Annotated in this window: 15 protein-coding genes; 9 read left to right on the forward strand and 6 right to left on the reverse strand. The window is 39.9% G+C overall.

The features are described from left to right. Positions 1-18: 18 nt before the first annotated feature. A complete protein-coding gene (locus VBD025_RS04900; protein WP_430789840.1) occupies positions 19-1,233 on the reverse strand; it encodes an ATP-grasp domain-containing protein in 1,215 nt (404 codons plus the stop codon). Between the two features lie 410 nt (positions 1,234-1,643). On the opposite strand from VBD025_RS04900, the gene VBD025_RS04905 reads away from it, so the two are divergent. Both VBD025_RS04905 and VBD025_RS04910 read left to right on the forward strand, forming a co-directional pair. Further along, positions 1,644-2,399 (forward strand): ABC transporter ATP-binding protein, encoded by a 756-nt coding sequence (locus VBD025_RS04905; RefSeq protein WP_430791272.1) that lies wholly within the window; start codon positions 1,644-1,646, stop codon positions 2,397-2,399. After that, positions 2,392-4,026, forward strand: coding sequence for a hypothetical protein (locus VBD025_RS04910; protein WP_430789842.1), 1,635 nt, complete (start codon positions 2,392-2,394; stop codon positions 4,024-4,026). Before VBD025_RS04905 ends, VBD025_RS04910 begins: the two co-directional genes overlap by 8 nt. A gap of 59 nt (positions 4,027-4,085) precedes the next feature. Here VBD025_RS04910 and VBD025_RS04915 read toward each other — a convergent pair whose 3' ends face one another. Further along, positions 4,086-4,361, reverse strand: a complete 276-nt coding sequence (locus VBD025_RS04915; protein ID WP_430789844.1) for a phospholipase — start codon at positions 4,359-4,361, stop codon at positions 4,086-4,088. Positions 4,362-4,461: 100 nt separating this feature from the next. Between VBD025_RS04915 and VBD025_RS04920 the strand changes: the two genes are divergently transcribed. After that, a complete protein-coding gene (locus tag VBD025_RS04920) occupies positions 4,462-4,794 on the forward strand; it encodes an MGMT family protein (protein ID WP_430791274.1) in 333 nt (110 codons plus the stop codon). A 57-nt stretch (positions 4,795-4,851) separates the two neighbouring features. On the opposite strand, the gene VBD025_RS04925 is transcribed toward VBD025_RS04920, so the two are convergent. Then, positions 4,852-5,910, reverse strand: coding sequence for an NAD(P)/FAD-dependent oxidoreductase (locus VBD025_RS04925; protein ID WP_430789846.1), 1,059 nt, complete (start codon positions 5,908-5,910; stop codon positions 4,852-4,854). Between the two features lie 96 nt (positions 5,911-6,006). Beyond that, positions 6,007-6,984, reverse strand: a complete 978-nt coding sequence (locus VBD025_RS04930; protein WP_430789848.1) for an NAD(P)H-quinone oxidoreductase — start codon at positions 6,982-6,984, stop codon at positions 6,007-6,009. Positions 6,985-7,220: 236 nt separating this feature from the next. Here VBD025_RS04930 and VBD025_RS04935 point away from each other — a divergent pair, with 236 nt between their 5' ends. The 3 genes from VBD025_RS04935 to VBD025_RS04945 all read left to right on the forward strand — a co-directional run bounded on the left by VBD025_RS04935 (position 7,221) and on the right by VBD025_RS04945 (position 10,502). Continuing rightward, positions 7,221-8,273 (forward strand): fatty acid desaturase, encoded by a 1,053-nt coding sequence (locus tag VBD025_RS04935; RefSeq protein ID WP_430789850.1) that lies wholly within the window; start codon positions 7,221-7,223, stop codon positions 8,271-8,273. A gap of 493 nt (positions 8,274-8,766) precedes the next feature. Then, positions 8,767-9,906, forward strand: coding sequence for a sensor histidine kinase (locus VBD025_RS04940; protein ID WP_430789852.1), 1,140 nt, complete (start codon positions 8,767-8,769; stop codon positions 9,904-9,906). Continuing rightward, the gene (locus tag VBD025_RS04945) at positions 9,903-10,502 is read left to right on the forward strand and encodes a response regulator (protein WP_430789854.1); all 600 of its coding nucleotides are present in this window, start codon (positions 9,903-9,905) and stop codon (positions 10,500-10,502) included. Before VBD025_RS04940 ends, VBD025_RS04945 begins: the two co-directional genes overlap by 4 nt. A gap of 83 nt (positions 10,503-10,585) precedes the next feature. On the opposite strand, the gene VBD025_RS04950 is transcribed toward VBD025_RS04945, so the two are convergent. Then, positions 10,586-11,602, reverse strand: a complete 1,017-nt coding sequence (locus VBD025_RS04950) for an LLM class flavin-dependent oxidoreductase (protein ID WP_430789856.1) — start codon at positions 11,600-11,602, stop codon at positions 10,586-10,588. Positions 11,603-11,802: 200 nt separating this feature from the next. Between VBD025_RS04950 and VBD025_RS04955 the strand changes: the two genes are divergently transcribed. Beyond that, positions 11,803-12,180, forward strand: coding sequence for a c-type cytochrome (locus VBD025_RS04955; RefSeq protein WP_430789858.1), 378 nt, complete (start codon positions 11,803-11,805; stop codon positions 12,178-12,180). A gap of 57 nt (positions 12,181-12,237) precedes the next feature. Here the strand turns inward: VBD025_RS04955 and VBD025_RS04960 are convergent, their stop codons facing one another. After that, positions 12,238-13,509 (reverse strand): GGDEF domain-containing protein, encoded by a 1,272-nt coding sequence (locus VBD025_RS04960; RefSeq protein WP_430789860.1) that lies wholly within the window; start codon positions 13,507-13,509, stop codon positions 12,238-12,240. A 234-nt stretch (positions 13,510-13,743) separates the two neighbouring features. On the opposite strand from VBD025_RS04960, the gene wrbA reads away from it, so the two are divergent. Together wrbA and gltB are read left to right on the forward strand one after the other, a co-directional pair. After that, positions 13,744-14,346: an NAD(P)H:quinone oxidoreductase gene (wrbA, locus tag VBD025_RS04965; RefSeq protein WP_430789862.1), complete on the forward strand. Its 603-nt coding sequence runs from the start codon at positions 13,744-13,746 to the stop codon at positions 14,344-14,346. 791 nt (positions 14,347-15,137) lie between these two features. Next, positions 15,138-19,700 (forward strand): glutamate synthase large subunit, encoded by a 4,563-nt coding sequence (gltB, locus tag VBD025_RS04970; protein WP_430789864.1) that lies wholly within the window; start codon positions 15,138-15,140, stop codon positions 19,698-19,700. Positions 19,701-19,745 lie beyond the last annotated feature (45 nt).

Genomic DNA, 19,745 nt, shown 5'->3' on the forward strand with positions numbered 1-19,745 from the left:
ATTCAGGGTTTTGAATTTTTATAAATAAAAGTCCCATTTTTCATAGTCAAGCAAAAGTTCATTTACCGTTGCGCTGTCTTTTCCAAAGAAGAATATGGTTCCATAATGGTTTCCAAAGCCAACACGCTCAGCGACTTTACTGGTACCAGGTACAAACATGTCATGCTTCTCAAAGTATGGATGATCTACAAGTTCATCTGGTAAATTTAATCGTTCGATGACTTTCACTTTTGGATAAACCATCAGGTTACCTGCATATCCTTTTGCTTCAGATTCTTTAGGGAAGAATGCTTTTAATTCTTCCTCGGTTGTTTTAGGGTCACTGCATAGAATTTGAGCCTGAAATGCGCTAAAACCATATGCTCGTTCAATTAGTTCGAAAATGTGTCCACCAGGTACACGTGCTGCGACTTCTCCGAAATGCAGTTTATTATCCGACGTAATAAAATATTCTGGGTGGATGAGACCGTATCTTATTTGAAATGCATCGATTAATTCTTCAATAGCAGCTTTTATTAACGGACGTTTTGCTTCTAATTCTGGTGAAGCGGGCACGAAGTTGGAATGTCCCAAACGAACGTATTCCGTTATGTTCAAGAATTGGATTTTACCATCATGAACAAATACTTCACAAGAAAATTCCTGTCCGTCCAGATGACTCTCTAATAATCCTGGAAAATCATCATCTGATAGTAAATCGATATCTGCTGCAGAGCGTATAACTCGGTGTCCTACTGATCCAGCAGCGTCCATCGGTTTAAGGTGAATCGGTTCGTTAGGGTCCCCGTCCAGCTTTAATAAGGCTTCGTTTACTCTTTTTAAAAATCGGTTAACATCATCTTTATTTCTTACTTCTTCAAAAACACCAACCCGTATCCCGGCCATCTGTGCTTTACGTTTCATTAACCCTTTATCTCTTAGTAGGAGAGAGCGGTTAAAGATACGCATATCGTCTCGAAAACGAGCGTTTAAAGCACCTGCCCATTCGACTGTTTCTTCATATAGAGGAACTGCAACTTCCACTCCCATATCATTGAGTGTGTCAAACAGTTCACCTGAGTTTTCGTTAATTCGATCAAAATTCCAACCTACAAAATTAATTCCATGTTGTTTAGCGTACTCTTCGAAGTCAGGTGGTCCAACCACCACGAATGGACGCTCCATTTTGTCTGCTGCTTCAATTGACTGTAGACTCCAGCCAATTAGCGCAGTACGAATCTTTTGTTCTGACATAGTAAAAAATCACTCCTCAATAATTTTGTTAATACCTTAGGTAAAGGTACTTTTACTGACTCTCTCTGTAGCTGGAAAATGCTGTGAATGTTAATAATAGTTATAAGCGGGGAGATGTACTGGTTATAGTACGGTAACATTAATTTATATTCCCCACTTCCTGATTCACAAACATAATAGTATGAAAGTTTTTACTATTCCTTCATGTAATTTTATGCCATAGTCGTGCAAAACACAAAGATAAATATCTTTTTTCGACAAAAACTGACAAAAACCTGGCGGTACCAGGCACCTTGGTGTGAGGGTGCCTGGTACCGCTTGGATATGTTAGAATAATAATACTATTATGTTTAGGGGTGATTAGTATCGAGGGCAATGGGGAGAAAGTGTTGTCACTTACGGATCTGACGATGCATCTTGGTGGAAAGCGTGTGTTAGATGCTATCAATTTAGATGTGTATCAAGGACAAGTAATTGGTTATATTGGGCCGAATGGGGCTGGGAAGAGTACAACTGTAAAAATAATGCTTGGCTTAATAGATAATTATATGGGCAAGGTTGAGATCTTCGGAGAGGATATAGCGTCTGGCGATCATACATATAAACGAAAAATTGGCTATGTACCGGAGAATGCAGATATTTATGATAATCTTACTGCCAGTGAATATCTTATATTTATTGGTGAATTATATGGGCTGGGTAAAAGGGAAGCGGGTCAAAAAGCGAGCGAGTTAATGAATGAGTTCGATATGGAGGATGTATACCATACAAGACTTTCCTCTTTTTCAAAAGGAATGAGACAGAAGGTGTTAATTATCTCAAGCCTCCTGCACGATCCGGATTTGCTGTTCTTTGATGAACCATTAAATGGTTTAGATGCGAATAGTGTGATGATTATTAAAGAAATTCTCGCCCAGCTTGCAGATCAGGGGAAAACGGTATTTTATTCATCACATATTATGGACGTGGTAGAGAAAATCAGTAATCGGATTGTTCTTTTAGTTGATGGAAAAATAGCTGCAGATGGAAGTTTTGAGGAGTTAAGGGAACAAAGTAAGGAAGGGACACTCGAAGAAATTTTTAACCAGTTAACTGGTTTTAATGAACATAAGGAGATAGCAGGGAATTTTGTGCGGATTGTCAGCGAGGGCAGAGCAAATGAATGACTTTAAATCATTGATGTTTCTGGATAGATGCCGGTTTATCTTTAAGTTGCTGGGAATTGAGTACGACGTAATGCGGAGAATACTGCAATTAAAACTGACGATGGACCAGCGTCGGGTACCAACTATACTCAAAGCAAACTCCGCAAAAAAGAAGGAAGGAAATCAATTTCTGAAATCATTGGGAATCTATGTACTTTACGGCATTATAATAATCCCGTTTATTTTTATTGGGGACAACTATATGCTGCAAATGAGCCTTATTTTTGGAGTCATCATGTTTTTCCTCATGACATCTATGATTGCTGATTTTTCATCCGTCTTATTGGATGTAAGGGATAAAAATATCCTTGGTACAAAACCTGTTAGTAAAAAAACGATCAGTGCAGCAAAAATGGTGCATATCAGTATTTATATGACCTTTCTGACTGGGGCGCTTGTGGCAATTCCATTTATTGTAATGGTTGTCAGTAAAGGAATTATTTTTTCATTGCTTTTTGTTGCTGTACTCATACTGAATGTCTTATTTATTATTGCGTTAACAGCATTAATATACATATTCACTTTGCAGTTCTTCAGCGGTGAACGGTTGAAGGATATTATCAATTATGTCCAAATTCTATTATCGGTTGGAATATTTGTAGGATATCAGTTGTTAGGTCGTTCGTTTGAAATTATTGATGTAGCAGTAACCTATACCTTCAGCTGGTGGCATATTTTCATACCGCCAATCTGGTTTGGCGCTCCATTTGAATTGCTGCTCCACCAAAATAAAACAACAGAACTACTTTTACTTTCAATTGCAGCGGTACTGATACCAATTATTTCGATTGTTGTATATTATGGGCTTATGCCCTCTTTTGAACGTAATTTAGAAAAATTGCTGGCAGATTCAGGAAAAAGCAAAAAGAAGACGCCCTGGTTTAATGATTACTTAGCGCGGTTCGTAAGCATTAACCGAGAAGAACGTATATTTTTCGAGTTATCCGCCGTTATGATGAAAAAAGAAAGAGAGTTTAAATTAAAGGTATATCCATCTTTGGGCTTTGCTCTTATTTTTCCGTTTATTTTCCTGTTTAACAATTTAAATACAGGAACTTCACTTGCTGAAATCGGGACCGGGAAGATGTATCTGACTATTTACTTTAGTAGTATAATGATACCAATGACGGTTCATATGCTTAAGTTTTCGGAGAACTATAAAGGCAGCTGGTTATTTCGGGCAGCCCCAATTGCTGACCTGGGTGTAATGCATCGCGGAGCAGTAAAAGCGTTTCTTGTTAAGCTATATTTGCCGATTTTCATTGTCCTGAGCACCGTATTTATTTGGATCTTTTCTGCTAGAATCTTACCTGATTTACTGGCGGTTTTATTAGCAGGAATACTGCATACACTTATTTCCTATAAATTTTTGAACGGAGATTCTCTACCGTTTACGCAGTCTTTTGAGTTTGCGCAGAATATGAATACCGGAGTAAGCATCCTCCTGACATTAATAGCGGGTGTATTTGCTGTAGTTCATCTATTAGCATTGAATTTCAGTTACGGAGTCGTTGTATATCTAGTTGTTTTATTGATTGCAACGATTGTAAGCTGGATGAAAATTTTCCCTAATGCAAGAATTTTATAGTTGGAAATTGGAGACTAGATGGATAGGAATAAAACGAAAGTATAGTTTAAACCGATTCCTTAAAACCTGCATCTGAAAAATGTTTGAACTTTCATATAGTTATACATTACGTTTGCTTGGCGTCCTTCTCTAGTATTAGGATTACGATAGATGTCCAATCTGCGTAAAAATTCTTTATCACATTTACATCGCGAACCATACCTGCGATAACATTCGTCATGCGCTTTGCATGCTGCGTCGACTTTGTTAACTGGTGCCCCCGGACCGCTGCATCCAGGTCCGCACCAGTTATAACCTGGAAAGATACAAAACCTTGGAAATGGTCTATTTGCCACGACTTTTCCTCCTCACAATTGCATTTGAATACTACATAATATGCAAGGGGTGTCCATTCGTTTTGTGTTTTCACCTATGAAAATGGAAAGGGGCAAGACTATGAAGCCTTTCACTGCTAATGTGATTGAAATTATAAAACAGATACCAGAGGGAAAAGTTATGACGTATGGCCAAGTTGCAAAAGTTGCTGGCAGTCCTCGAGGAGCTAGACAAGTTGTACGGATTCTTCATTCAATGAGTAAAAAGTATGATTTGCCTTGGCATCGGATCGTAAATAGTAAGGGGCAAATTGCCTTAAAAAGTGATGAAGGGGTCTGGACGCAAAAAAGCTTACTTGAGGATGAAGGAATTCATGTTACTGAAAATGGCAGAATCAATTTGGAGAACGATCAATACCAGCCAGATTTCATTTTAGAAGAAGAATCATCCTAATAAAAAGCCTTTGTCATCCATTATAACTGGATAACAAAGGCTTTTTTTGTTTCATTATTAATGTCGCTTATTTAACCATAAAACACCTGACTTAGCCATTCTTGGTATAAACCCTGTGGTTGCTTTCTGGAACATGTTGCCAAAACCATCCGATTTACCGAGTGAACCAAGCGTACCTTTTAGTTTAATTTCTTTAGGAAGCTTCGGTTCTTCTCCTTTAAAAACGGAAGATAATACATCAGCAATCTGTTCGCCCTGAAGTCTTGCCAGCTGTGCACTTGGTGAATAGCTGGAGGAAGCGCAATCACCGACTACATATACATTTTCGTGCGACGGAACCTGATAATAATCATTCAGGATGATTTTATTTTGTGAATCCTGTTCAAAAGGTAATTCCCTCACGATATGATTAGGTTGAACACCGGCGGTCCAAACGGTTACATCATTTACGTAACAGACTCCATTATTGCATACACCGTCTTTTTCTACATATTCTACATTAGCGTTATGCAAAACTTCCACATCATTTTTTTCAAACCAGTCTTCCACATATTCCTGAATTTTAGGATCAAATGGTTTTAATACTGATTCGCCACGATCAAGTAATCTTACATTCAGGTCTGGTCTGCTTTCACGGACTTCCGCAGCTACTTCTATTCCGCTTAGCCCAGCCCCAACAACAGTAACTTTGCTGAACGCTTTTAAATTGCCAATTGCTAGCCCGGCTCTTCTTGCGTTAGCAAAAGTCTGAACGCTATGAGTGAATTCACTTGCACCTGGAATTCCATGATAATTATCTTCACAGCCCAGTCCTATTACTATGTAATCATAGGAAACAGAATTGCTTTTATCATGAAAAGAGACTTCCTGATTCTCCGTATCAATTCGTGAAACTTCGCCATACACATAATCCACTTGATCATGTTCGGGGAAGTCAACACGGACATTTCTATCTGACGTAGTTCCAGCAGCAATTGCATAGTATTCCGTTTTTAAAGAATGATATGGATTCCGGTCTATAAGTGTTATTTTTACATCTTCCGGCAGCTTGTCCAGCAGCGTTGATAAAATCAACATACCGCCATAGCCACCACCAAGAATGACTAGTTGTTTCATGGAAATACCTCATCTCTGTTAGTTAGTGCTTCTTTCTTAAGATTACCAAAAATAGATGAATAAAACTAGAATAATCCCGGGAAAGGAAAGGGAAATTTAATTAACCTTTAAAATAAGCTTTCCTATATTTTTATTGCTTTCCATTTTCCTGTGCGCATCCTGCACTTCCGTAAAGGAGAAAATCTGGTCAATTACAGGTTTTAATGCCTTCCTATTAAATAGTGGAAGCGCATGTTTAGCAAAGTCCTGAGTCAATTCTGCTTTATAGTCATCACTTCTTGGAGTAAGTAACGTTCCTTTTAATTGGACACGTTTCGCCATAATTTCCATCAGGTTTATGTTTTCCAGCTTCGCACCACCTAAAAGACCTATGAGGATCCAGCGACCATCAACTTTTAGACTCGCCAGATTCTTCTTCCAATAGGAAGCACCAATAAAATCAAGAATGACATGTACACCTTGATCATTTGTGTTTTTCAATACTTCTTCCTCAAAGTTTTCTTCTTTATAGTTAATACCTACATCTGCTCCGAGATGTTTGCAGAAATCAAGCTTTTTCTGAGATCCTGCTGTCGTAATAACTCTCGCATCAGCGAGCTGTTTTGCAAGCTGAATCGCAGCTGTGCCAACACCACTTCCACCAGCGTGTATTAATACGGACTCCTTTTGTTTCAGTTCACCCAGCCAGAACAGGGTTTGGAATGCGGTTAAAAAAACTTCTGGAATCGCAGCGGCTTCCTCAAAGGAAATGTTCTCTGGAACTACCATTGCCCGTTCAGCGGGCATTACTGCATATTCCGCATAAGCGCCCCCGTTAACAAGACCCATTACACGGGTGCCAACTTCAATAGATGATCCTTCTGGTGCTTTTTCCACAATTCCTGAAACCTCAACACCCAAGATAGGATTGGTCAGATAACCAGACTTATTTTCACGGTTTAAAATGTCGCTTCGATTAATTGCAGCTGCTTTGACCTTTATTAACAATTCTCCCTCAGCAACCTCGGGCATTGGCTGTTCTGCAACTTTCAATTGTTCAGCGCCGCCGGGTTCTTTTACAATAATTGCTTTCATGCCTTTCACCTCTTCTTCAAAGATTTCGTATAGACCTATTTTACATGAATGTAGCATTAAGTTGAAACAATGGAAAAAAACGACAATAACTATATGACATTTGTCATGTATGCTACTTGACGTTTATGCCTTTTTTGATGTACCAACTTCTTTTATGCTTGATAGACGAATAAAGAAACCGTTTTTAATCAAAATAATATAATATCAGAAAATCCTTAACATAGGAGGACGTCATTATGAGTAAACAAAAAACAACTCAATTAAGAAAAAATGTAGCACAGTTTGCTAGTTCAGATACAAAAGCTGGCATCAGACAAATAATTAATACAATAGTACCGTTCTTACTGCTTTGGTTTCTTGCTTATCAGAGTTTATCCGTTTCCATTTGGTTAACGCTTGGATTGGCAGTTATCGCTTCAGGTTTTGTTATACGGATATTTATCATATTTCATGACTGTACACACATGTCATTTTTCAATAATAAAAAGGCGAATAGAATAGTCGGAACGATAACGGGAATTATTACATTGTTCCCTTTTGAAAAGTGGAAAAGAGAGCATTCAATACACCATGCAACAAGCAGTAACTTGGATAAACGCGGAACTGGTGATGTATGGGTTATGACTGTACAGGAATACAAAGAAGCAACATTTTGGAAAAGGTTATCGTATCGTATTTACCGTAATCCAATCGTTATGTTTGGATTTGGACCGATCTATTTGTTCCTGATTTCAGGACGTTTCAATCGAAAAGATGCAAAACGCAAAGAACGTATAAATACACATTTAATTAACGCATCAATCGTTGTACTGTATGGTGCACTAATATGGACAATCGGATGGCAGGCATTTCTAATCATCCAGCTTCCAATTCTGTTAATTTCAGGATCACTTGGAATTTGGTTATTTTATGTTCAGCATCAATTCGAGGATTCGTATTTTGAAAATGAAGATGAGTGGGATTATGTAAAAGCGGCTGTAGACGGAAGTTCTTACTATAAACTGCCGAAAATACTCCAGTGGATAACTGGTAGTATTGGTTACCATCATGTACATCACCTAAGCCCAAGAGTTCCTAACTATAAACTGGAACAGGCGCATGAATCTACACCACCGTTGCATCAGGCAACTACCATAACACTAGGCACAAGTTTAAAATCGATTAACTTCCGTTTGTGGGACGAGAGTAGTAAATCGTTTAAAAGCTTTAAAGAAGTTAAAGGTGTCTTAAAAGAATCCTCATCTAAAGTGGGATTAAATACAAGAAGGTCAAGCTTTCAAGAAAAGTAAATAAACCATGGGACGACCCTTCAGCTAGTTTGGAGGGTTTTCTTTTTTTAGGAATGTATTATTTCCATATAAGGAAACTAAAAGCGGCAAGTAGGAGGCTACTGAAAAAGTTACATGTGGTACAAAATAAGCGAATCAATCGTCTTATCTTCGAATATCCTTCGCTTTCCGTGGGCACGGCTTCAGTCTCCTTGCCCCGGCAAGGGGTATGCCAACGTTGTCCGCAAAGGACGTTTTTAGTTGGCCCTCCTCTTAAAGATCGCTTTCCTGCGGGGCCTTCACCTCGTGCTGTTCCCACTGGAGTCTCGTATATTCGAAGATACTAAGTAATGGTGGAAAGATAAAATTTTACAATCCACCACTTTTTCAGTCCCTAAGTGGTGTGGTTAATAAATGAGATGACAGATCCAAAAATGTGCAACTTACAATTTCTCACAACCACGACATTTCAATAAATTCTAAGTATAATACTAAATAAGAAGGAGGTTTTTATATGCAAAGCTGGTATCATATTATTCCAAGAAATACAGGACTCAGTTCATATGCCTGGATTATATTTTGTATACTTCCTTTTTATTTTATCTTTCGTTCTTCCTCACCAATAGAAATTGTAATTGGATGTGCAATGATAGTATTATTTTTTGCTACATATCGCTTATCATTCTTATCTAAAGGATGGCCAGTTTATCTATCGGTTAGTATCGAGATGGCCATCAGTATAGTTATGACGTTGTTTTTTGGTTACGTCTACTTTTCATTATTTCTGGCATTTTACATAGGAAACATACTGAATAAAGCTGGGTTTATTACGCTATATGTTGTTCATTTGTGTACAACCATTATTGCAGTAAGTATCGGATTTGTAACACAAAGTGAAATCTTTCTGATGCAGATTCCATTTATAATCATTAGTGTTATTGGGGTAATTCTACTGCCTTTTAACATGTATAACCGCAACAAACAGGATATACTGGAAGGTCAATTAAAAGATGCCAACAAACGTATTTCCAGGCTCGTAATAATGGAAGAACGCCAGCGAATTGCTCGCGATCTTCATGATACATTGGGGCAAAAACTTTCTCTGATTGGTTTAAAAAGTGATTTAGCTGGTAAATTAATCAGTATAAACCCTGAAGCGGCCAAATCAGAAGTCGGTGATATTAATCAAACTGCTCGAACTGCTTTGAAGGAAGTGCGTGAAATGGTCTCTGATATGCGAGGCGCAAAGCTCGATGAAGAAATGAAGCATGTAGCACAAATACTGGATGCAGCACAGATAGAATTGAGTGTTGCTGGTGAAACGAAACTGAAAAATGTTCCATTACTGGTCGAAAACGTGTTAAGCATGAGCTTGAAAGAAGCCGTTACAAATATTGTGAAACACAGTCAGGCAACATTGTGTCATATTAAGGTGAAACAATCACCCACTGAACTTGTGATTACAGTGCAGGATAACGGTATCGGAATCACAGATGAAATCGATTCTTATAAAGGGAATGGACTTCAGGGAATGAGAGAACGACTGGAATTTGTAAATGGTCGTCTGGAGATGGAGTCTTCCAGCGGCACCATTCTTAAGATTAAAGTTCCATTTGTCATTAAACATACGAAAGAGGAGGATGAGTTGCTGTGATACGCATTGTAATAGCTGAGGATCAACGGATGTTACTTGGTGCTCTGGGCTCTCTACTTGAATTGGAAGAGGATATGGAGATTGTTGGGATGGCAAATAACGGCGAAGAAGCATTACACCTTGTGAAACAGCAGCAGCCTGATATTTGTATTATGGATATTGAAATGCCGTTAAAAAGCGGTCTGGATGCGGCAGAAGAACTAAAGAATGACCCATGTAAAGTGATTGTTCTAACTACATTCGCCAGAACCGGCTATTTTGAACGGGCAAGAAATGCTGGAGTATACGGCTATTTACTAAAAGATAGCCCAAGCGAAGATTTAGCAAATTCCATTCGAACAATTATGGATGGAAGAAAAATTTACGCACCGGAATTAGTTGATATGGTATATAGCGCCGGTAGTCCTCTAACCGAGCGGGAAGAGCAGGTTATCCAACTGATGGCCAGCGGGAAAAACACGAAGGAAATAGCGAAGCAGATGTTCATAACTACTGGTACTGTTCGAAATTACATTTCAGTCATACTTGATAAGCTTGATGTCACGAACAGAATTGAGGCAATCTCTCGTTTTAAAGAAAAAGGGTGGTTCAAATGACTGCTGGGTGCTTCTAAATAATAAAAAACGCAGCTCATCGGAGGAGCTGCGTTTTTTGTCGTTTTGCTGATGTGTATGCAATATTATTCCATCATATCAGCAATAATTTCATACGAACGAATTCTAGCTTTTGGATCAAAAATTTGCGTATTAATTATCACTTCGTCGGCTTCCGTTTCTTCAATAAAACGGCTTAGTTTTTCTTTGACTGTCTTTGGCCCTCCAACTATCGTTGAGAACGAATTGAGTGTTTTGGCAACGGATGCCAGCTCCAATGCCGACCACTCTTCATCAAGTGTACTGACTGGTGGTTTCAGTTTGGTTGGCTTTCCGCTTCGTATACCTAAAAATTGCTGCTGTTGGGAGGTGGACAACCATTCTGCCTCCTCATCTGTGTCCGCTGCAATAATATTAACGCCAAGCATAGCATATGGCTTCTGCAGCTTATCAGATGGTTTAAAATTATCCCGGTAGCGTTTTAACGCTGGGATTGTGTAGTCTGGTGCAAAATGACTGGCAAACGAAAAAGGAAGTCCTTTTTCTGCTGAAAGTTGAGCGCTGAATCCGCTTGATCCAAGCAGCCAAATAGGGATATCAAGCCCCGCACCTGGAATTGCCCGAACGCGAGCGTCAGGTTTATCAGCGAAATAATCCTGCAGTTCCTCTACCTGTAAAGGGAAATCTTCCACACGCATATTCAGTGTGCGGCGGAGTGCATATGCAGTTGGCTGATCGCTTCCTGGCGCACGTCCAAGTCCCAGGTCAATTCGATCTGGATAAATGGTTTCGAGTGTACCGAATTGTTCCGCAATAACAAGCGTAGCGTGATTTGGCAGCATGACGCCACCTGAACCGACACGTATACGTTCAGTCGCTCCAGCGATGTGCCCAATGATAACAGAGGTTGCTGAACTGGCAATGCCTGGCATATTGTGATGCTCAGCTAGCCAGAAACGGTTAAATCCCCATTTTTCTACATGTTGCGCTAATTCAACGCTATTTTCAAACGACTGTTTTGGAGTGCTCCCTTCTGTTACGGGTGCAAGGTCCAATACAGACAATGGTATTTGGTTAAAATGCTTGTGTTCTGATGTTGTCATCTTTATCACTCCTATCTTTTAAAATAATACGTCGTTTGTTTTGCAACGTCCAATTTTCTGACTCAGGGGGTCTAACTAAACGAAAATGGATTCATTATGAAAATGAATATTTATATCTAAAGTACAAATACTAGGTTTCATCAATGTTAATCAGGGTAATTCCTAAAGTAATAAGATGATTAACGGTAGGAGATGAAAACATGTTAAAGAACAAAAAATTTATACTTTCGTTATTACTGCTAGCCTTAGTAATGGTTATCTCCGCCTGTGGCGGGGGAGACGGAGGAGACGAAGGCGGAACAGAAGAAGGAACCGGCGGAGACACCGGTGAAACAACCGCTCAGGGAGATGCAGCAAACGGTGATGAAATCTATCAGAGCAATTGCATGTCCTGTCATGGTCAGGAAGGTGCAGGTGGAAGCGGACCATCGCTTCAATCCTCAACTGATTACGATGCAGTTATGCAACAGGTTAAAAATGGCGGCGGCGGTATGCCAGCATTTGAAGAACAGCTGTCTGAACAGGAAATTGCAGATGTTTCAGCGTATATAACGGAAAAAATTGCCGGATCTAAATAATGGCAACACAAATGAAAAATCCCGGTAGTTTGCAAGTGATTGCAAATGCCGGGATTTTTATTTTGTCGCAGGGGTGGAAGCAGTATAGACCGTACCATTTCGTGTGGAGACTCTATTTCTTCCAAGCTTCTTAGAATGAAGCAGTAATTGATCAGCAGCCACATATCCCTTATTAATCGAGAACGATTCATTATTTATTTTAAAAAAATAAAGTCCAAACGATGCTGTATAGGAGATAGATTCAGGCATCCCTTTATATTCCACATCTACCGGAGTTGTCTCTGTTGCTTGTTTAATTGATTTCACGATGGATTCTGTCCGGCTAAAACTTTTCTTCCTGAGAAACAGTGTGAATTCTTCACCGCCGCTGCGGAAAACATAATCATCTTTTGTCAGCGAGTTTTTAAGGGTAGATGCGAATTGTTTAATAACCTTGTCTCCAACTGCATGATTATACGTATCGTTTATTTGCTTAAACTTATCAATGTCTGCTACTACAATGCCAATCGTTTCATTCGAAGTACCGAGCTCGTCCATTATTTTTCCCATATAAGCTCGATTATGCAGGTCGGTCAGAAAGTCAGTATAGGCGAGTTGTTCGAATTTATCTCGTTCAATTTTATGCTGCATACTTTGTGCCTTATCGAGAAAGGATCGACTGACAAGATAGTTTAAAATAAGCAGACAAACAATGATTTCCCATTGTCTTTCTTGAAGGAAATAGAGCAGTAAAGCATTTGTCACCGAGACTTTTCCCATATCGAGAATCGATCTTGTTTTTATGAAATCTATCGCTTCTTTTTTCGTATTGATTTCTTTTAATAATTTAAAAATGATGATGATCAAAAGATCCGATGTAATCGACATAATCCCGAGCAGCAGGAACAGTAAAATCCAAAAACCAAATGGTATCAATTGAAAGGATGGTTCAAGCATATAAAACAGGTAGTACCCAACCGTGCCATTTAACGTGAAGGATCCAATGTTATACAGCGTATGAATAAATTCGTACTGCTCAGCAGTTTTGGTTCTCTTTTTATTAATATATTCTGTGAGTCGAATAATGATTTCAAAAATCAATAAACCCAGTGGGCCAGCAAAAATTGCAATTGTTAAGCTATAGTTAATTCCATAATCTATGTATGTACCCTGTTCTGTTGTTTTACTTGTCACAATTAACTTAAAATGATCGTATAAAATTGTAAATACCCATAGCAATCCGACTGTGTAAAGAAACGTTCTGCCATCAACGATGAGGTGATTTGTTGTTAGAGCTAAGGCAACAGAAACAATTAGTAATCCATAAATAAACTTTCTGGCTTCGTGCATAACTGGCATTTCTCCCTTTGGCACACCTTATTTTTCTATTTTACCCTATAAGCCTACAAATTTGTAGAAATATTTAAAATAATTGCCAGTTTTTTATAAATCTATATAGTTGACTTGTTATTGTTATTTTAATATACTAAGTTACATAAAGTAATCTTCTCATACCTTATACGTAAAAGAGTGGAATAAGTATTGGTGTATGAAACATAATAGAATTAAAAGGAGAGCGATACGATGTCAAACGTAAAATTAGCAGTAATTTATTACAGCTCAACAGGTACGAACTATCAGATGGCGAAATGGGCAGCAGAAAGTGCTGAAGAACAAGGTGCAGAAGTTCGAGTATTAAAGGTTAAAGAATTAGCACCAGAAGCTGCGATTGCTTCAAATCCAGCATGGCAAGCACATTATGATGCAACTAAAGATGTTTCAGAAGCATCTTCAGACGATTTAGAATGGGCAGATGCCGTAATCTTTAGTATGCCAACACGTTTTGGTAACCTGCCGGCACAAATGAAGCAGTTCCTTGATTCGCAAGGTGGTCTATGGGCTAGTGGCAAAACCGTAAACAAGGTAGTAAGTGGAATGACATCAGCACAAAACCCACATGGTGGACAGGAAGCTACGTTATTATCACTATATACTTCCATGTTCCACTGGGGTGCGATTATCGCAGCACCAGGATATACAGATCCAATATTATTCGGAGCTGGTGGAAATCCATATGGCGCAAGCGTGTCCGTTAATCAGGACGGCGATATGGTAGAAGATGTTCAAGGCGCTATCAAACACCAGGCAAAACGTATGGTCGAAGTTGCAACAAAAGTTAAACAGTAAAAATTAATTCAAAGCCAGACCATTTTGTTATGGTCTGGCTTTTTTGATGCAAGGAAAGTTCAGGTGAGATCGATATTTTTCGCCTCAAGCGTGATAAATTTTCTGTGAAGATTGATAAAATTTTTCTCGCGATCGACAATTTCCCCCTCGCAATCGATAACAATTTTTCGAGATTGATAAACCAAACTTCCACACATGATATCCCGCTCCAAGATCCTAGCCTCGAAGTAATATAAGTTGGTAACCCACTTTTCGCAGACTAAAAACAGTGCTTCCAGAAATAGTTAAATAAGCCTGCAAACTACTATTGCAGTTGATTCAAAAATTTAAAAATGTGACGTAACATTAGGTTTATTTTTGCATCAGTCCAGGATTGCTCCTGGCGGATGCTTTCCGCGGGCACGGCTTTAGTTGGCCCTCCTCTTAAGTATTCTTTTCTGCGGGGCCTTCAGACTCGTGCCGTTCCCGCAGGAGTCACCGCCCTCCACTCACCGGGACTGGTAATGAGGGTTACGTCGCATTTCACTTCAAATAAAACATAATATCTAGCAAATAGACAGACGTGTCACGTGTTGATTACCATGTTTCAACCAGTCTACTGCATTCACTCTAAATTTCCATGCATGAAAGAAAAGTAATAATTAAATAAAGTCAGAAAACGAAAGGAATGGTAGCGCTTACCACTCTAAATTTCAAAGAAAAAATTTATCTGAATTTTAAGGTAAAGACAATTTTATGATATACTGTTAGTTACTAAAACATACAGTAATTAACAAAAAGGGGTGGATTTGATGGCGAGAAATGGCTTCCCTGCATTGCAGGGCTTATACGATCCTGCCAATGAACACGAGGCATGTGGAATTGGTATGATCGCGAACATAAATGGTGAAAAAACACATAACATCGTGCAAAACGCGATAAACATATTATGTAATCTGGAGCATCGAGGTGGTCAATCTGCAGATACAAGTACCGGTGATGGTGCTGGTATACTGACACAAATTCCACACCGATTTTTTAAAAAGCAATGTGAAAAAGAAAATATATTCCTTCCAGTAGAAGGAGAATACGGGATAGGTATGGTATTTCTTCCTAATGACCACGAAACAAGAATTAAAAGTAAAGATCTTTTTGAACAAATTATCCTTGAAGAAGGACAATCCTTCCTCGGCTGGCGTCCAGTTCCAATTAACGATTCATTCATCGGAAAAGTAGCCTCTAAAAGCAAACCTGTTATCCGTCAGATATTCATAAAAAAATCAGACGAGCTCAGCGATCGTAAAGCTTTCGAGCGAAAGTTATATGTTATTCGCAGGCGTGTGGAAAAAGCAATGGCAAACCACCCTGAATTTGATGACGTCTATATTAGCAGTCTCTCCACGAAAACAATTGTATATAAAGGTATGTTAATCCCTGAACAACTGGATTCGTTTTATATCGACCTGAATCACCCGGACTTCAAGTCAGCTTTGGCGCTTGTGCATTCCAGATTCAGTACGAATACGTTTCCAAGCTGGAAACGTTCACACCCGAACAGGTACACCATTCACAACGGTGAATTCAATACACTTCGCGGGAATGTGAACTGGATGCGCGCGCGTGAACAGTTAGCTAAATCTGACTATTTTCCAGAAGAAGATCTGCAGAAAATTCTACCGGTGATCGACGATGAAGGCAGTGACTCTTCCATGTTTGATAACTGTTTTGAATTTCTTAATCTGTCAGGACGTTCGCTTGCGCACACTGCTATGATGATGATACCGGAACCGTGGGCAAATGATACGACAATCAAACAGGAGAAAAGGGACTTCTATGATTACCATAGTTCATTAATGGAACCATGGGACGGACCGGCGGCGCTTGTTTTTACAGATGGCGACCAGATCGGAGCGTGTCTAGATCGAAACGGACTGCGGCCAGCCCGCTATTATGTTACAAAAAACGGCATGATAGTAATGGGGTCAGAGGTTGGTGCGCTTGATATTTTCGCTGATGATATTGCTTACAAAGATAGATTGCAGCCTGGAAAAATGCTGCTTATCGATTTGGCAAAAGGTGTAATCATTCCAGATGACGAAATTAAAATGCAAATTGCTTCTGAACAGCCTTACAAGGAATGGCTGAAGAACAAAGTTGACCTTGATGATCTGCCAGAGGTTGCGTACGAAAAGCAGCAATTCAGCGGCAAGGAGCTTCTTAAACAGCAGCTGGCATACGGCTATACACGTGAAGAGATGAATAAAATCATCAAGCCGCTTATTCTGGATAAAAAAGATCCGATTGGGTCGATGGGATATGATTCACCGCTTGCGATATTATCCAAGAAACCACAGCTTCTTTACAACTACTTTAAGCAGCTGTTTGCACAAGTTACCAATCCGCCAATTGATGCAATTCGGGAAAAAATTATCACAATGGTGGAAACGACTATTGGAAAAGAAGGCAACTTGGTTGAACCAACTTCTGAAAGCTGCAGGCATATTCGACTGCAAACACCAGTACTTACGAACAGCCAGCTTGCGAAGCTTCGAGCAGAACCGCTGGATGGATTTCAGGTAAGTGAATTGTCCATATTATTTGATGTGAATAAAAATGATGCGATGGAAGCGGCACTTGAAGAATTATTTAAACAAGCAGATGCTGCAATTGAGGCTGGTGCAACCATACTCATTCTATCGGATCGTGGAACAAATAAAGAAAAGGTGGCAATTCCTTCTTTGCTCGCTGTGTCAGGACTGCACCACCATTTAATCAGAGAAAGAACACGAACGAACGTTAGTATTTTGCTTGAGTCTGCTGAGCCACGGGAAGTGCACCATTTTGCAACGTTACTCGGATATGGTGCGGAAGGAATTAACCCGTATTTAGCGTTTGATACGATTGCAGATCTTGCGGAGAAAACGGAACTGGAAGATTACAGTAACCGCCAGGCGGCTGATCAGTATGTTCAATCGGTAACAGATGGCATTATAAAAATTCTTTCCAAGATGGGTATATCCACAATTCAAAGTTACCGAGGTGCACAGATTTTCGAAGCAGTCGGAATTCACCTGGACGTTATAGACAAATACTTTACACGGACTGCATCAAGGCTTGGAGGTATTGGTCTTGATGTTATTGAAAAAGAAGCAAGAATGCGTCATGAAAGTGGATTTGGCGAAATGCGCGGGGCTGAACCAACGTTAGAAGCAGGGGATGAGTTCCAATACCGGGAGGATGGCGAGGACCATCAATACAATCCGCGTACCATTCATTTGCTTCAGCATGCCTGCAGGATAAATAGCTATGAACTGTTCGAAGAGTATACGAATCTACTGACAGATGAAACTAGTAATCTGCAATCTCTAAGAGGGCTGATCGATTTTAAAAAGCAATCATCAATTCCTATTGAGGAAGTAGAGTCAGTAGCATCCATCTGTCAGCGGTTTAAAACAGGAGCCATGTCATATGGGTCAATTAGCAAAGAATCCCATGAGGCACTTGCTATTGCTATGAATCGCGTTGGCGGAAGAAGCAATACAGGCGAGGGTGGCGAGGATCCAGTGCGGTTCAGTGACGACGAGAACGGTGACTCCAGACGAAGCTCTATCAAGCAAGTTGCTTCTGGAAGATTCGGCGTAACCAGCCACTACCTTGTGAATGCGGATGAGATACAAATAAAAATTGCTCAAGGAGCTAAGCCTGGTGAAGGTGGTCATCTTCCTGGCAAAAAAGTATACCCATGGATAGCGGAGGTTAGAGGATCAACTCCAGGTGTCGAGCTAATTTCGCCACCACCGCATCATGACATATATTCAATTGAGGACTTAGCTGAACTTATCCATAATTTAAAGAACACAAATCCACGCGCAAGAATCAGTGTGAAACTGGTAGCAGCTGTTGGTGTCGGAACAATCGCAGCTGGTGTTGCAAAAGGACGTGCTGATCTTGTGTTAATTAGCGGTTACGATGGCGGAACAGGTGCTGCGCCAAGAACGAGTTTAAAACATACTGGTCTGCCTTGGGAGATTGGACTTGCCGAAACCCATCAGACACTCCTTTTAAATGGACTGCGGGACCGAATCGTAGTTGAAACAGATGGAAAGATGATGACTGGTCGAGACGTCGTAATAGCTGCATTACTTGGGGCGGAAGAGTACGGCTTTTCAACAGCTCCACTCGTTGTTCTGGGATGCGTAATGATGCGTGTTTGCCATCTGAATACGTGCCCGGTTGGGATTGCAACGCAAGACCCTGAATTAAGAAAAAAATTCGCTGGGGATCCAGAGCATGTAGTTAACTTTATGCGCTTTATAGCAAGACAAGCCCGTGAGTTAATGGCAGAGCTTGGTTTTAGAACAATAGATGAGATGATCGGCCGAACAGACGTATTAGAAGCAAATCCAGCTATTGATCATTGGAAGAGCAAAGGTATTGATTTATCCGCTCTGCTCTATCAACCGGATCTGCCTGCAAAAGTAGGTCGTTATGCAACGGTTGAGCAGGATCATGGTATTGAAAAATCACTGGATTACCAGGAACTGATTCCAAACTGTAAACGTGCACTCGAATTTCAGGAACCTGTTCAATTTACGACAGCCATTCGAAATATTAATCGGGTTACAGGTGCTTTACTTGGCAGTGAAGTTACACGTCGATATGGTGAAGAAGGATTGCCTGATAATACAATAAGTTTGATACTGAAAGGCTCAGCCGGACAAAGTTTTGGAGCGTTTATTCCCCGGGGAATAACGCTGCGACTCGTTGGTGACTCCAATGATTTTGTCGGTAAAGGTCTTTCGGGCGGGAAAATTATTGTTCACCCAGATCCAGTAATCACTTTCCAGCCTGAGAAGAACATCATTATAGGTAATGTAGCATTTTACGGGGCTTCTTCTGGAGAAGCGTACATTCGAGGAATTGCCGGAGAAAGATTTGCTGTAAGAAATAGTGGTGCGGATATTGTGGTTGAAGGTGTCGGCGATCATGGATGTGAGTATATGACAGGAGGAACTGTTGTCATACTTGGTTCCACAGGTCGTAATTTCGCAGCTGGAATGTCCGGTGGTGTCGCGTATATTTTTGATGAAGATCAATCTTTTCATGAAAAAGTAAACAGTGACCTTGTCCATGTTCAATCTTCTTTGGATCATGCAGAACTGGAAAAAGTCAAAAAGATGATTCAACAGCATGTTCGATATACAAATAGCGCTCATGCAGAACGAATATTAGCTTACTGGGAAAGATATGCAGACAGTTTCGTACGTGTTATCCCAAAAACTTATGTGAAAATACAAAATCGCATTCAAGCATTAAAAGATAGCGGACTAGATAAGTTCGATGCAGAAATGAAGGCTTTTGAAGAAAGTATTTAGTACTTTTGCAGTTTACCGAAACCGATTTCGATAAAGGAGGACTCA

Source organism: Virgibacillus flavescens, from assembly GCF_050574275.1.
GTDB classification, from domain to species: domain Bacteria; phylum Bacillota; class Bacilli; order Bacillales; family Amphibacillaceae; genus Virgibacillus_F; species Virgibacillus_F flavescens.

Bases quoted from the DNA above. Each gene is read 5' to 3' on its own strand.
- VBD025_RS04900 (WP_430789840.1), bottom strand. From the start codon at position 1,233: ATGTCAGAACAAAAGATTCGTACTGCGCTAATTGGCTGGAGTCTACAG.
- VBD025_RS04905 (WP_430791272.1), top strand. From the start codon at position 1,644: ATGCATCTTGGTGGAAAGCGTGTGTTAGATGCTATCAATTTAGATGTG.
- VBD025_RS04910 (WP_430789842.1), top strand. From the start codon at position 2,392: ATGAATGACTTTAAATCATTGATGTTTCTGGATAGATGCCGGTTTATC.
- VBD025_RS04920 (WP_430791274.1), top strand. From the start codon at position 4,462: ATGAAGCCTTTCACTGCTAATGTGATTGAAATTATAAAACAGATACCA.
- VBD025_RS04925 (WP_430789846.1), bottom strand. From the start codon at position 5,910: ATGAAACAACTAGTCATTCTTGGTGGTGGCTATGGCGGTATGTTGATT.
- VBD025_RS04930 (WP_430789848.1), bottom strand. From the start codon at position 6,984: ATGAAAGCAATTATTGTAAAAGAACCCGGCGGCGCTGAACAATTGAAA.
- VBD025_RS04935 (WP_430789850.1), top strand. From the start codon at position 7,221: ATGAGTAAACAAAAAACAACTCAATTAAGAAAAAATGTAGCACAGTTT.
- VBD025_RS04940 (WP_430789852.1), top strand. From the start codon at position 8,767: ATGCAAAGCTGGTATCATATTATTCCAAGAAATACAGGACTCAGTTCA.
- VBD025_RS04950 (WP_430789856.1), bottom strand. From the start codon at position 11,602: ATGACAACATCAGAACACAAGCATTTTAACCAAATACCATTGTCTGTA.
- VBD025_RS04955 (WP_430789858.1), top strand. From the start codon at position 11,803: ATGTTAAAGAACAAAAAATTTATACTTTCGTTATTACTGCTAGCCTTA.
- VBD025_RS04960 (WP_430789860.1), bottom strand. From the start codon at position 13,509: ATGCACGAAGCCAGAAAGTTTATTTATGGATTACTAATTGTTTCTGTT.
- wrbA (WP_430789862.1), top strand. From the start codon at position 13,744: ATGTCAAACGTAAAATTAGCAGTAATTTATTACAGCTCAACAGGTACG.
- gltB (WP_430789864.1), top strand. From the start codon at position 15,138: ATGGCGAGAAATGGCTTCCCTGCATTGCAGGGCTTATACGATCCTGCC.